The 13144-nt window shown below is 59.7% G+C and carries 13 protein-coding genes; 5 read left to right on the top strand and 8 right to left on the bottom strand.

The window, feature by feature from the left end:
- Positions 1 to 119 precede the first annotated feature (119 nt).
- Complete coding sequence (locus BLS41_RS28110) at positions 120 to 1802, bottom strand: glycoside hydrolase family 43 protein (RefSeq protein WP_253189781.1); 1683 nt, start codon at positions 1800 to 1802, stop codon at positions 120 to 122.
- A 576-nt stretch (positions 1803 to 2378) separates the two neighbouring features.
- Between BLS41_RS28110 and BLS41_RS28105 the strand changes: the two genes are divergently transcribed.
- From BLS41_RS28105 to BLS41_RS28095, 3 genes are all read left to right on the top strand, one after another.
- Positions 2379 to 3320 carry an aldo/keto reductase gene (locus BLS41_RS28105; protein WP_074770730.1) on the top strand — a complete coding sequence of 314 codons (942 nt, stop codon included), beginning with the start codon at positions 2379 to 2381 and terminating at the stop codon, positions 3318 to 3320.
- Between the two features lie 31 nt (positions 3321 to 3351).
- Positions 3352 to 3735, top strand: a complete 384-nt coding sequence (locus BLS41_RS28100; protein WP_074770728.1) for a nuclear transport factor 2 family protein — start codon at positions 3352 to 3354, stop codon at positions 3733 to 3735.
- A gap of 415 nt (positions 3736 to 4150) precedes the next feature.
- Complete coding sequence (locus tag BLS41_RS28095) at positions 4151 to 5143, top strand: TRAP transporter substrate-binding protein (protein ID WP_074770726.1); 993 nt, start codon at positions 4151 to 4153, stop codon at positions 5141 to 5143.
- An 87-nt stretch (positions 5144 to 5230) separates the two neighbouring features.
- Here the strand turns inward: BLS41_RS28095 and BLS41_RS28090 are convergent, their stop codons facing one another.
- From BLS41_RS28090 to BLS41_RS28080, 3 genes are all read right to left on the bottom strand, one after another.
- Positions 5231 to 5659, bottom strand: a complete 429-nt coding sequence (locus tag BLS41_RS28090) for a YciI family protein (protein WP_074770724.1) — start codon at positions 5657 to 5659, stop codon at positions 5231 to 5233.
- 134 nt (positions 5660 to 5793) lie between these two features.
- Positions 5794 to 6441: a hypothetical protein gene (locus BLS41_RS28085; protein ID WP_074770722.1), complete on the bottom strand. Its 648-nt coding sequence runs from the start codon at positions 6439 to 6441 to the stop codon at positions 5794 to 5796.
- Positions 6442 to 6463: 22 nt separating this feature from the next.
- Positions 6464 to 7120, bottom strand: a complete 657-nt coding sequence (locus BLS41_RS28080; protein ID WP_074770715.1) for a DUF429 domain-containing protein — start codon at positions 7118 to 7120, stop codon at positions 6464 to 6466.
- Positions 7121 to 7319: 199 nt separating this feature from the next.
- On the opposite strand from BLS41_RS28080, the gene BLS41_RS28075 reads away from it, so the two are divergent.
- On the top strand, positions 7320 to 8192 hold the full coding sequence (locus BLS41_RS28075; RefSeq protein ID WP_074770713.1) for an AraC family transcriptional regulator: 873 nt from the start codon (positions 7320 to 7322) through the stop codon (positions 8190 to 8192).
- Here the strand turns inward: BLS41_RS28075 and BLS41_RS28070 are convergent.
- The gene (locus BLS41_RS28070) at positions 8174 to 8545 is read right to left on the bottom strand and encodes an MmcQ/YjbR family DNA-binding protein (RefSeq protein ID WP_074770711.1); all 372 of its coding nucleotides are present in this window, start codon (positions 8543 to 8545) and stop codon (positions 8174 to 8176) included. The genes BLS41_RS28075 and BLS41_RS28070 overlap by 19 nt on opposite strands.
- 181 nt (positions 8546 to 8726) lie before the next feature.
- Entirely contained in the window at positions 8727 to 9617 is an 891-nt protein-coding gene (locus BLS41_RS28065) for an SDR family oxidoreductase (RefSeq protein WP_074770709.1), read from the bottom strand.
- A gap of 98 nt (positions 9618 to 9715) precedes the next feature.
- Here BLS41_RS28065 and BLS41_RS28060 point away from each other — a divergent pair, with 98 nt between their 5' ends.
- Entirely contained in the window at positions 9716 to 10612 is an 897-nt protein-coding gene (locus BLS41_RS28060) for a helix-turn-helix transcriptional regulator (protein WP_074770707.1), read from the top strand.
- A gap of 56 nt (positions 10613 to 10668) precedes the next feature.
- Here BLS41_RS28060 and BLS41_RS28055 read toward each other — a convergent pair whose 3' ends face one another.
- Positions 10669 to 12081, bottom strand: coding sequence for an MFS transporter (locus BLS41_RS28055; RefSeq protein ID WP_074770705.1), 1413 nt, complete (start codon positions 12079 to 12081; stop codon positions 10669 to 10671).
- Between the two features lie 51 nt (positions 12082 to 12132).
- Entirely contained in the window at positions 12133 to 13122 is a 990-nt protein-coding gene (locus BLS41_RS28050) for a PDR/VanB family oxidoreductase (RefSeq protein ID WP_074770703.1), read from the bottom strand.
- Positions 13123 to 13144: the final 22 nt, after the last annotated feature.

Below are 13144 nucleotides of genomic sequence, written 5' to 3'. Positions count from 1 at the left end.
TGCAATGGGCCGTTGGCGATCACCGGGGATGCAAAGGTTCTGGGCATAACCTCGCAGATCGGCACCAGGCCGCTGATGCAAGGTTCACCGCTTTATCATTAACTTGCGAGGGTTTCGCTTTACGCAGGCAACGGGTGATAAGAGAAAAGTTTGAAGTCGGCCGGCTCGCGGAAGCCGAGCATGTCGTTGACCGTGATCCCTACGAAAGCCCCTGTGAAACCAATCGGGGTCGCGTATTCATCGCTCAGTTTAGTGAAATCCTTTTCCAGACCGACGTCTACCCAGGCGCCGTCGTTCGAACGATAGGAGAAGCGCAGTTTTGTGTTCTCCACGCGGACCCGCAGGCTGGTCTCGCCGCCTTCCGGCAGTACAGCGAGACGGTTTTCATAGGCAAAACTGCCCGCGTCCATTTCCATGTATGAGAGGATCTTCGTGCCGTCGTCGTCGCAAGTGATGAACAGGTAGTAGAACGTGTTCTCGTCGTATCGCGCCATGAGTCCGGCCATGTGCAGATACGAACCCGGCGAGAACTCCAGCGTCGTTTCGACTTCGAATTGCCAGTCACGCACGCGGCACGCCAACAGGCTTTGATGGAAACGCGACGTCGGCGACTCCTGGCCGCGTATTCGAAGAAAGCCGGGGCGCTCTTTCAGATTGCACCATGCGTCGTCCTTCGGTACTCGCAGACTTTGCAGTTCGAGAGGCAGCGTGGAGCAGTGGCTGAAATCGACATGCCAACTGCTATCGAGGTTTTGCTTCACATCGGAATGCACGGAGAATGACTCCGGTGGAATCACACCTGCGTCGCTGAGACAGGGCCAGTCGTTTCGCCATTCAATCGACGCAAGACAGGTCTCGCGGCCCAATGGTGAACGTTTCGTCTGCGGATCAATTGGCCGGGAACCGAGGTACGTCATATACCACTGTCCTTGCGGACCTTCGACCAGATTGCCGTGGCCGGTGCGCTGGATTCGTCCGCTTGCATCGCGCGAAGTCAGCATCGGCGTTTCCGGATGAAACTCGTAAGGCCCAAAAATATCGCGCGATCTCGATACGCAGGTCGCATGGGTGTAGCCCGTCCCACCTTCTGCCGTGATGAGGTAGTACCAGTCACCTTTCTTCATTAAATGCGGCGCTTCGTAGATCTGGCACTTCATGAAGTAATCGGTTCTCAGATTCGCGCCTTTATAGATAACGCGCTCTTCGCCAACCAGCCTTTTCTCCTCGACCGAGTATTCGCGCAGAATGATGCCCGCGAAAGGATCTGCGTGGATGCCCCTGAAATCGCGGCGAATATATGCCAGCCACTTCTTGCCCGTTTCGTCGTGGAATAGCGACGGGTCGTATCCGCCTGACACGAGATGTACTGGCTCCGACCACGGGCCGGTAATGTCCGGGGCTGTCACGAGATAGTTGTGCATGTCGCGCAGCGGCGAAATCTTCTGTTCGCCTTTCCATGCCTTCGTGTCGGTGTAGACGAGCCAGTAGAGACCATCGTGATACGACAGCGCGGGCGCCCAGATGCCGCCGGAAGGTTGTTCCCCAATGAGGTTCAACTGCGAAAGACGGTCCAGTGGCGTGGCCTTCAGCTCCCAGTTGACGAAGTCTTTCGATTCATAAATAAGAACGCCTGGATACCATTCGAACGTCGATACGGCGATGTACCACGCGTCGTTACCGCGACATATACAGGGGTCAGGATTGAAGCCGCGCAGAACTGGGTTTTGAACAATGCTCATTAGAGAAGGGGTTTTCTTGGGGGAATCGGGGAGTGCGGTCTGATCGGCCTGGTCCACTTTCATCAGCGGGTGGACGAACTGGATCTTTGATTTGCCGAATTAAGTTACCGGTAACAATTTCGAATGTAGCACACGGCTTTGAAGACGTTCAAGCCAGATGGTGGGAGGGTATTCCCTCACTTGTGCGGGTTGCTGGCGGGACTTGCAGGCGACGAACTGCGAAGCGCCACACGTTTTCTTTTAGCGTTTTATTTTTTGCAATCGGAATCAGCTTGAGTGTGCCATGTTGCCCCGATCCGCTTTTTGCGCGGCAAGTAGTTAATCGCAATCGATGCATCGCAAGTTTCGCAATCGACTCGAATCGCTTTCCTGGAAGTAAATGGAGCGCGAAGCAAGCCTCAAACGTACAGGGAGCGAGCGCCTCGAATATCGCGGAATTACCGAAGAATGCACGCTACCGCCCCGTCATTCATTTGCTACACTTGATCGACGACCAGGCCCTTTCGACGCCTGATTCGACACTGCAAACTTCCGCATCTCCCGCTCGCTGCGTGCTGAAAAGAAGGGCCTTTCGCCACCCTTACAGTTCCGCGCTTCCGTCTTTTACTCCAACGCACGAAATAGTGCCGGGGTGTCTCCATGAATGAGTCTGCCGATTTCCGGAGCAAAGAGATCGTGCTTGAACACGGACGCGGCCGTATGCCCGCGCTCGGATTCGGCACGCTGATCGCCGATGCCGCCACGACCGTCAGCGCAACGCGAGATGCGCTGAAAGCAGGCTATCGCCACTTCGATTGCGCCGAGCGATATCGCAACGAGCGCGAAGTAGGGGAGGCTCTTCGCGTAGAACTTGCTGCCGAAGGAATTGCGCGCGAAGACATCTTCGTGACGACGAAATTGTGGAACTCCAATCATCGGCCGGAGCGTGTCGGGCCTGCTTTCCATGCAAGTCTCGAAAGGTTTGGCCTCGACTATCTCGATCTCTATTTGATTCACACGCCGTTCGCATTTCAACCCGGCGACGAGCAGGACCCGCGCGATGAAAACGGCCAGGTCATCTACGACGAAGGCGTGACTTTGCTGGAGACCTGGCAAGCGATGGAATCTCTCGTCGACAACGGAAAGTGCGGTGCCATAGGGCTCTCCGATATTGGGCTGAAGGAATTGCAGCCGTTATACGAATCGGCGCGAATCAAGCCGGCCGTCGTGCAGGTCGAAGCGCATCCTTATCTTCCGGAAACGGAGTTGCTGGAGTTCTGCAAAGAGAACGGAATTGCATTTTTGGCCTTCGCGCCTTTGGGTCACGGAATCAGACCAGGGCCGCTCGAAGACCCCGTCATCTTGCGAATTGCCGCGCAACTTGGCAGAACGCCCGCACAAGTTCTGCTCGCGTGGGCCATTCAGCGTGGCGGAGCTTTGCTCACCACGCCGAAAACAGCCGCTCGCTCGCGAGAGAACTTCGATATCTCCGCGCTTCCGGCAGAAGCGTTCGACGAGATCAATCGAATCGAGACGCGGCAGAGGTATAACGAAGTCGTCAAAACCGGTAGTCCCGGATTTATTCCGCGACGTACGCAGTAGATCGATGTGACCGGTTATATGGAGACATTCCATGCACGAAGAGAACATACGCGACGCGCTAATTGCGCATTGGCAGGCGTCGGCGGCCGGCGACCTCGAAGCGGAACACGATATCTACGATGACGATGTCATTAGTGACTATCCGCAATCGGGTGAGCGAATCGTGGGGCGAATTAATTTGCAGGCGTTGCGTGGTCATCATCCGGGCAAACCGTCGGGATTCGGGGTCCGGCGAATTCAGGGCGAGGGTCATCTGTGGGTCACCGAATACACCATTACCTATAACGGGCGCGCGGCCTTCACGATCAGCGTCATGGAGTTTCGCAACGGCAAAGTCGTTCACGAGACGCAATATTTCTCGGAGCCGTTCGAGGCGCCGGATTGGCGGAGTCAGTGGGTTCAGAAGATTCCCTGATCGGAGATGTAACGATAATCAGGGGAGTCGGAGCATGAAAAGAATGATTGAGGAGACTTCGCTCGTCGTACAACATAAGCAGGTTTTCTTGCCGCTTATCCCGCTCGAATCTCTCTCACACGCGTAGACGATCTTCACGCGAGCGCGTCAGCACTTTGTTGCCGACAGCATGGAGAATAATCGCCAGATTCTCCCTGCGAACTCATCTGGATTGCCCCTCTTTCACGGGTAAACACCGTATATACAACTTACATCGAGCTTAATACAATTTGTACGTTGTCATACAACGTGTTGGCTATTTGCGCACGCAGCGGTTAGGTCAATCCATTAACGCACTCGCGGCGATTAAACACGGCCCGCACGCTGGAAAGCACCGCCGCAATCCATCAGACGCGCTATTTTTGAAGAAATCACGATGAAAAAGAAATTTGCCTCTGCCCATCTTCCGACAATTATCGCGGCCTCGTTGCTGGCGTTTAGCGCAGTCTCGGCGCACGCGCGGACGTTCCGCGTCGCCGATGTGCATGGCGATACCTATCCGACCAATATGGCCGTGAAGTTCATGGGCGAAGAGATCAACAAGGCGACTGGCGGCAAGGATTCGGTGAAGGTCTTCGGCAATAGCGCATTGGGTTCGGAAAACGACACGATCGACCAGGTACGCATCGGCGCGCTCGACATGACCCGCGCTAACGGCGCGGCGTTCAACGAGATCGTTCCCGAATCGATGATTCCGTCGCTGCCGTTCCTGTTCCGCGACATCGATCATTTCCGCAAGGTCATGTACGGCCCGGAAGGCCAGAAGATTCTCGACGCGTTCCAGGCGAAGGGCATGATTGCGCTGACGTTCTACGAGAGCGGCGCGCGTTCGATGTACGCGAAAAAAGCGATTCATTCGCCCGCCGACATGAAAGGCCTGAAAGTGCGCGTTCAGCCTTCGGACCTGATGGTCGACGAAATCAGGGCGATGGGCGGCACGCCGACGCCGATGCCCACCGCCGAGGTCTACACGGGTCTGAAGACGGGGCTGGTGGACGCCGCGGAGAACAATCTGCCCACGTATGACGAAGGCAAGCACTTCGAAGTCGCAAAGGTCTATTCGGAAACGCAGCACTCGATGACGCCGGAAGTGCTGGTGTTCTCGAAGAAGGTATGGGACACGCTGTCGCCGCAGGAGCAGCAGATCATCAAGAAGGCGGCGGCCGATTCGGTGCCGTACTACCAGAAGCTGTGGACCGCGCGCGAAAACGATGCGGCGAAGACGGTCACGAATGGCGGCGCGACGATCGTCACCGCAGCGCAAATCGACCGTCCTGCTTTCGTGAAGGCGATGCAGCCGGTGTGGGCGAAGTACGAAAAGACCCCGCAAATGAAGCAACTCGCGGATGAAATCCAGGCAGTCCGATAAGCTGGGATATAACGTCGTGCAAAAACACACAGCACGATGAAAGTATTGCGACGCAGCGAACGCTGCGTCGCAATAAGCAAAATGTGATCAGCGATTCTGCGCGTCGATTTGCTGCCGCAACCGCTTCTCCTGTTCCTGAAGCTCCGGTGTAAAAGCTTCGCCGAAATCCGCCGCTTCATAAAACGGTCGAATTTCGACGTCCGAATCGCTCATCATCGGATTCGGGCAGCGGCGCACCCAGTCGATCGCTTCATCCATCGATTGAACCTGCCAGATCCAGAATCCGGCAATCAACTCCTTGGTTTCCGCAAACGGGCCGTCGTGAACGGTTCGGTCCTTGCCGGAAAACCTCACCCGCACCCCTTGCGAGCTTGGCTTCAGCCCGTCGCCGCTTTGCATGATGCCGGCGCTGACCAGTTCTTCGTTGAACTTGCCCATCGCCGCGATGAGTTCCATGCTCGGCATCTGCCCGGCTTCGGATTCGGGTGTCGCCTTGATGATGACCATGACGCGCATTTGAATTTCTCCTGAGAAAACGTTCGGTGTCGGGTGGTGTCGAGAGGCAATCGCCGCCTCTACCACTACGACGGACGACGATCCAGAAAATCGACATGTGCCGCGCGCCGTTCGCGATTTTTGTTGCGTTTCGATCAGCGCCCGCTTTTGCCGCGGCCATTTCGCTGCCGACGCACGAAGAGAATGCCGAATCCGGCCACCAGAAGCAACGCGACGATCAGGCCGATGCTCATGCCGGTCATGCCACGGGAGTCCACTGGCGCGGACGCAGCTGGCGCTGCCGCAGCCGACGACGCCTGTGGCGCAACCGGTTGCGGGAGCGCGACCCCGGCGGCACTGCCCTGGTGAACGAGCGAGGCCTCCGACGTCGCCACTGCAACTTGAGGGGCAACGGACGGCACCGCATCTGGTGCGGGTCCGACTGGCGCCGAGTCGGTCGACGACGCAATCGCCGGAGCCTGCGCAGCTTGCGGCGTGGCGGTGACGGACCGCGTCATCGCCGTCCACTGGGCGAATGCCACGTCGATGCAATGCACGTCCGTGCAGGCATTACGCGATTGCCGCCACTGCGCGATCTGTGCCGCGGATATCCTTCCGGCGTTCAACAACGCTTGTTGCTGCGCGAAGATATCGTCGTATTCGTTGTTCAGAATGGCGTGGTCACAGATGACACGCTCAGCCGGTTGCTGGGTCGACGCACATTGAAGATCGCTCGCCATTGCGGAGGTCGACCCGAACGCTGCGATCGAGAGCAGCAAAATCAGATAGTGTCGTAAATGCACCTGTACTCCTGGTATGTGATTGCTATGACTGGTTCGCCAATGCCAGATTGTGCTGCGCGGGGACCACGATGAATCCCCCCGACTCGTCGCCGTGGGCCACGACGCTTCCTTCAAGCAACAGATTCGCGGTCAGCGCGCAAAGCGCCGCATCCACCTCGTCGATAGACTTTAGCGATATCGTCTGAATGCCAGCCTCTTCGAGAACTTGCCGCCGCTGCGTTCGCTTCTGCTTCGCCGATACCGCTTCGTTCTTCAGAAGCGCGCAGGTTATCGCGTGAGGAAACGTTTCGAAGCACACACGGTCGATAGGTTTCGCTGCATTCGTGTAAAGCGGAAAGTGCGGGGCGAACACGTCGTAGATGCGCTCGCCGTTGAACATCCATCCGTAGAAACCGCTTTTGCTGGCGAGAGCGAGTTCGCGGGTCGGCGTCGCAAACAGAGAAATTCCCAGCTGCGCGAGCGCTCTCTCGGCTTGCCTTCCGGCCTCGCCGGTTCGCCATCGACAAGGCGCATCGATTCCCACTGCCGCTACGTCGAACTGCATGCATTTTTCGAGCATCTGCTCAGGCGTTTCCTTGCGGACGTTGCAGAGGATTTCGGCGCCACGCAGGATAACGAGGTTATTTCCCTTGCTGCTTCCGCCAATATCGATTCCCGCTACTGCCCGTGGGGACTTCATGATGCAATTGCCTCCCGGCTGAATTCGCGCCAGTCGTAAAGTATGTCGGGCCGAGGCCCGGCGGCAAACTCTGCTTACTTTTATTTACCTTGCTTAACATGATTCGTGCCCGGATCACCACCGGGCCGATCGAGCAAGCGCGGCTAGGCACGATGTCCGCGCGATGCGGGACCATAACGGAAATCGCACGATCCAGACCATGCAAGCTCATACCGACGCCACCACTGCCTACGCCAAACGCTTCGAAGCCGTCCTCGCCTATATCGATGCGAACCTCGACGGCGACCTGTCGGTGGATGCACTCGGCCGTATAGCGAACTTCTCGAAGTTCCATTTTCACCGGCAGTTTGCCGCGTATGTGGGCGTGCCCGTCGCACGTTATGTGCAACTGATGCGCCTGCGAGGAGCCGCTCGCCGGCTGGCATCGCAGCCGCCCTGCACGGTACTCGATGCCGCGTTCGATGCGGGGTTCGACAGCCCCGAATCGTTCAGCCGGGCGTTCAGACGCGCGTTCGGCACGACGCCGAGCGGCTTCCGGCGGCAGCCGAAATGGCAGGTCTGGAGTGCGACTTTCGTTGTCCCCTATCTTTCAAGGAAACTGACCATGCAAGTGCGAATCATCGATTTTTCGGAAACGCGGGTGGCCGCGCTCGAACACCGTGGAGCCGCTGGGCTCGTCAACGAGAGCGTGCGGAAATTCATCGACTGGCGCAAGCAGAGCGGGCAATCGCCGCTGCCGTCGAGCAGGACCTTCGGCATCCCGCACAACAACCCGGATACGACGCCTGAAGATGAATTTCGCTTCGATATCTGCGGAGAAATTGACGAAGCGGTTGCGCCGAATGTCTATGGCGTGCGCGAGGTCGTTATTCCGGCTGGCCGATGCGCGGTAGTTCGGCATACGGGATCGACCGACCATGTCGGCGAGACGATCTATCCGATCTACCGCGACTGGCTTCCGTCGAGTGGAGAGGAGCTAAGGGATCATCCGTTGTTCTTCCACTACCTGAGCGTGTCCCAGGACACGCCGCAGGATCAGTGGCAAACGGATATCTACATTCCTTTGCTGTGACGGGATTTGACCGCCTGCGAGGCGCGCGGCGCGGAAACAGCCGCGCAAGCCTGCGTCAACAGTTCACTCAACCCGGCCTGCGTGATGGCCGACAGACGCACGAGCACGGACGGATAACGCTCATAGTGCCCGGTGATGTAGTAAGTCTCGGGGTGCTGCTCCAGCAGCCGCGCGCGATGATCGAAATCGATACGCACGACGATGCAATCCGGCTCCGCCGATTTGTTGGTCGGCACACACGCGAGGATTTTGCGATCGAACTTGAGCGCGGGCGCTCCGTACGCGGTGCCGTCGGTGACACCCGGCAGACTTAGCCCGAGTTTTCGCACCGTTTCGAAGGTGAGGGTGGCCATCGGCAAGGTCCTTTTAAAGGTCCACTTTGATTCGGCTAGTGGCAGTTTGCCATGGTCGGGGTTGCCATGCGGGGCTGCGATCCGGGGCGGCGATCCTCGGCGGTCTTACGCAGATCGGGCGTCGGATCGCAGCAGGATCCGACGCCCGATTTATCAGGTTGCCGTGCGTCGCGTTGAACGATCAGGCGTCGTAACGCGCTTCGTCGAGATCGGCGATCAGCGTCGGGCCCGAGGGATGCCAGTCCAGCCGCGCCTGCGTCCACGCGCTGGAAGCGGGCATGTCCAGTCCGACGAACATCGCCATCCAGCCGAAATGGGCGGCGGCTTCCTCGGGCGCGATCGAAACGACTGGCAGTTTCAAGCCACGGCCCAGCGCCTCGGCGATTTCCCGGCTGCTGACACCTTCCTCGCCGACCGCGTGATAGCGCGCGCCGCGCTCGCCGGCTTCCAGGGCGAGCCGGTATAGACGCGCGACATCGGACAAATGACCCGCCGCCCAGCGGTTGCGGCCATCGCCGACATAAGCGGCGACACCCTTTTCTCGAATCATGCCGATCAGCGGCGTGATGAGGCCCTGCCGGAACGGATTGTGGACTTGCGGCAGCCGCACGACCGACACGTTGAGCCCGGCGTCCAGCAGTTCATTCCCCGCCAGTTCCGACGCGATACGCGGATTCGGATGATCGATATTGAACACGTCTTCGGTGGCCGGCTCGCCGTGCTTGCCGAGGCCCATGCCAGTCCCCGACGTGATGATCAGCGGACGGTCGGAGCCCGCGAGCGCGGAGCCGAGCGCCGCGATGGCACGCCTGTCCTTCTCGCAGTTCTCGACGAATCGGGAGAAATCGTGATCGAACGCCGTGTGGATCTCGCCATCCGCTTTCGCCGCGCCGCTGCGCAGGCTCTCCACGTCCTCCAGCGTGCCCCGATGCACTTCGGCGCCCGCGTCGACAAGCGCCTGTGCGCCCGCGTCGGAACGCGTCATGCCGATCACCTGATGACCGGCCTTGAGCAACTCGGGAACAATTGCGGAACCGACAAAACCGGTCGCGCCGGTAACAAAAATTCGCATGATGAAGCCTCCTTGGTCATGACAGGTTCACTATCCGGCCATTTGTTATCCCGTTAAAGTAGTGACCTCATCATAGTAAAACGACTAACAGGCTCATCATGTCGGTGAACACCCCCCGATCGCTGGGAGATTTTCTGAAAAGCCGCCGCACGCGCCTCGATCCGGCGAGCTTCGGCTTTTCCGGGCGCCGCCGCACGCCGGGTTTGCGCCGGGAGGAGGTTGCGCAGCGCGCGCATATCAGCCCGACCTGGTACACGTGGCTCGAACAGGGACGCGGCGGCGCGCCATCGGCGGAAGTGCTGGAGCGGATTTGCAGCGCGCTGATGCTGACCGACGCGGAGCGCGAACACCTGTTCATGCTCGGGCTGGGGCGGCCGCCGGAGGTGCGCTACAAATCGGCCGAAGGCGTCAATCCGCGCATGCAGCGTCTGCTCGATTCGCTCGACGCCAGCCCGGCGATCATCAAGACGCCGACCTGGGATGTGGTCGCGTGGAATCGCGCGGCGGCGGTCGTGCTGACCGACTACGGCGCGTTGCCGCCCGATCAGCGCAATATTTTGCAGTTCCTGTTCCGCAATCCTCGCGTGCGTGCAAAGCAGCACGACTGGGAAACCGTCGCCCGTTTCGTGGTGGGTGCGTTCAGGGCGGATGTGGCGCGGGCGGGTCTGATGTCGGAAGCCGGTGAACTGGTGGACGAACTGAGCCGGATCAGCCCGGAGTTCGACGCGCTTTGGCGCGACAACGAAGTGCACAGTCACGAAGATGGAGACGGCGTGAAGCGCCTGACGCATCCGAAGCTCGGGCTGATCGAACTGGAGTACTCGGCTTTTTCCGTCGATGGCCGGCCGGATCTCGGCATGATCGTCTATACGCCGCTCGATCGCGAAGTCGCGCAGCGAATCAGGGAGCTTGCCGCGAGTGCTTCGTTGGCGACTTCCACGTTGCCAGAAGCGCCCGGCACGAATAGCCCGGAAGTCGGCATCGGGGCGCAATGACGTCAGCGGCCACGACCGTCTGAAAGCGTCGTGGCCGCTGTCACGCTTTCACGTTGTTAGCTGGCGATCTCGTCGAGCGTCCGGCCGCCAGTCTCCAGCGCAAACGCACCCATCACGACGGCGCCGAACAGCGACACGATGCCGAAGTAGCCGAACACCGCCTCGACGTTCAGATACGTCAGCAGCGCACCGATAATCACCGGACCCACCACCGACGCCAGCCGCGTAATCGCCGATGCAGCCCCGGCGCCGCTCGCGCGAATTCGCGTCGGATACACCTCGGGCGCGTAGACATAGACGCCGCATTGCACGATCGCGATCATCGCCACGCTGATCGACGCGAGCACCAGCACCTGTTCGGCAGGCACACGCGTGCCGCTGAACGCGAGGTAAAGCATCGGAACCGCCGCGCCGAGAAACGCGATCGAAAAAGTTTTCTTGCGACCGAGATAGTCGATCACGAAGATACCGATGATCGTGCCGATCAGCGTCGCGATCATGCTGACCATTCCGTAGCGCAACGCGACGTCCAGCGGCAGGTGATAGACCGTGCGGTACAGCGACGGCAGCCACACCAGAATGCCGTAGGTCGTCAGGCTCGCACAGCAGGCGAGCACCCAGACCACCATCGTCCGGCTCGCGAACCCGCGCGTGAATAGCGCGCGAAACGATTGCTTCTTTTCGGTTGCCTTCGATTCCACCATCTTCAGCGCACCCAGCTTTGCATACTCGGCTGGGGGCATCGATTGCTCGATTCGTTCGACAATCCGGCGTGCTTCGTCAGTGCGTCCGTTGATGGCGAGCCAGCGCGGCGACTCCGGCGCGGCGCGCGGCAGAATCGCGGCGAGCACGATGGGGAACGCCCCGACCAGAAACATCACTTGCCAGCCGTACGCGGGAATCAGCCACATCGCGGCCACGGCGGCGATCAGATTGCCGACCGCGAACGTCGATTGAAGGATGAAGATCAGCCTGCCGCGCAGCTTCGCAGGGCACAGTTCGTTCATGTAGGTCGCCGACACCGGTGACTCGCCGCCGAGTCCGATCCCCTGAAAGAAGCGCAGCGCGATGAACACCGCGTAGCTCGGTGCGAACGCGGACGCGAGGCTGCCCAACGCGAGAATCACCAGCAGCCAGCGCAACACGCGCAACCGGCCAAAGCGCTCAGCCGCCGCGCTGAAGGCCAGCGCGCCGATGAACTGGCCGACGTAGCCGCCCGCGACCAGCCAGCCCGCATTGGCCGGGCTCAGATGCCACAGGCCGATCAATACCGGCAGAACAAAGGCGATGGTCAACGCGTCGAAGGCGTCGGTCATGTGAACAAAGCCGACGACCCCCAATACCCGCGCATGCCAGCGCGTGAACGGCAGCCGTTCGATGCGCGCCGAGATTGCCGCCGCGTCGTGGTGATCGCCGGTGCGCGCGCTAATTTCCGCGTCGTACTCTTTAACCGTACTCGAGAGTTCCATCATGTCCTCAAAGGGGGGAATTGCGGGGAGGTGCGCAGCTTTAGATGAAGCTCATGCGAGATCGAGGACCAGCGTTCCGCTCTTCGCGCCGGATACGCAAATCATCATCACGTTGCCTGCGTTTCGTTCGGATTGCGTCAGCACTGAATCGCGATGCTCGGGGCAGCCGCCCAGCACGCGCGTTTCACAGGCGCCGCATAACCCTTCGCGACAGCTATAGTCGACGTCGACATTCGCTTCCAGCAGAGCGTCCAGCAGCGGTTTGCCTGCGGGCACGTCGAGCGTTCGGCCGCTGCGGGCGAGTTCGACGGTGAAGCCGGTTTGCGGTACGTCGGCGACGGGTACGCTCGCGGCAAAGCGCTCGATATGAACGTTGCCGATACCGGCCGCTGCGCACGCCGTTTCGAAGCCGTTCAACATCGCGTTCGGACCGCAGCAGTACGCGTGAACGTTCTCGTTTTGCTGCGCGAGGAAGGCGGTGAGATCGAATGGCCGACCATCGTGTTCGTCGTCGAAATGCAACTGGATGTCGCCGCCGAGCGCGGACAGTTCATCGAGAAACGCAGCCTGTTTCCGGCTGCGTGAGCAATACACCAGCCGCACGTCACGCCCGGCTTCACGCAGGCGACGGTACATGCACAGCATCGGCGTGATGCCGATGCCGCCCGCGATCAAGACAGTCGACGCAGCGTTTTCATCGAGCGCGAAGTTGTTGCGCGGCTGGCCGATCGCGACGATCGACCCGCAGCGCAATTGCTCGTGCACGTAGCGTGAACCGCCGCGGCTCTTCTCGTCGTTCAGCACGCCGATCACATAGCGGCCGGTGTCATCCGGCGAATTGACCAGCGAATAACTGCGCGTGATGCCATTCGACAGATGCAGGTCGATATGCGCGCCTGGCGCGAACGGCGGTAATACGTCTCCATTTACCGGCACGAGTTCGATACTGAGAACCCGCTCTGCTTCGTGACGTATCGTGCGAATCCGCGCGCTGAGGCTCGCGGTTCGCGCTGTCGTGCCGCCGGCTGTTTGCTCGTCCATATGTTCAGACTCTCGATAGATT

It is taken from the genome of Paraburkholderia fungorum, assembly GCF_900099835.1.
Classification (GTDB): domain Bacteria; phylum Pseudomonadota; class Gammaproteobacteria; order Burkholderiales; family Burkholderiaceae; genus Paraburkholderia; species Paraburkholderia fungorum_A.
The sequence above is the reverse complement of the archived record's forward strand: the minus strand, read 5'-3'. Positions and strand labels throughout refer to the sequence as shown.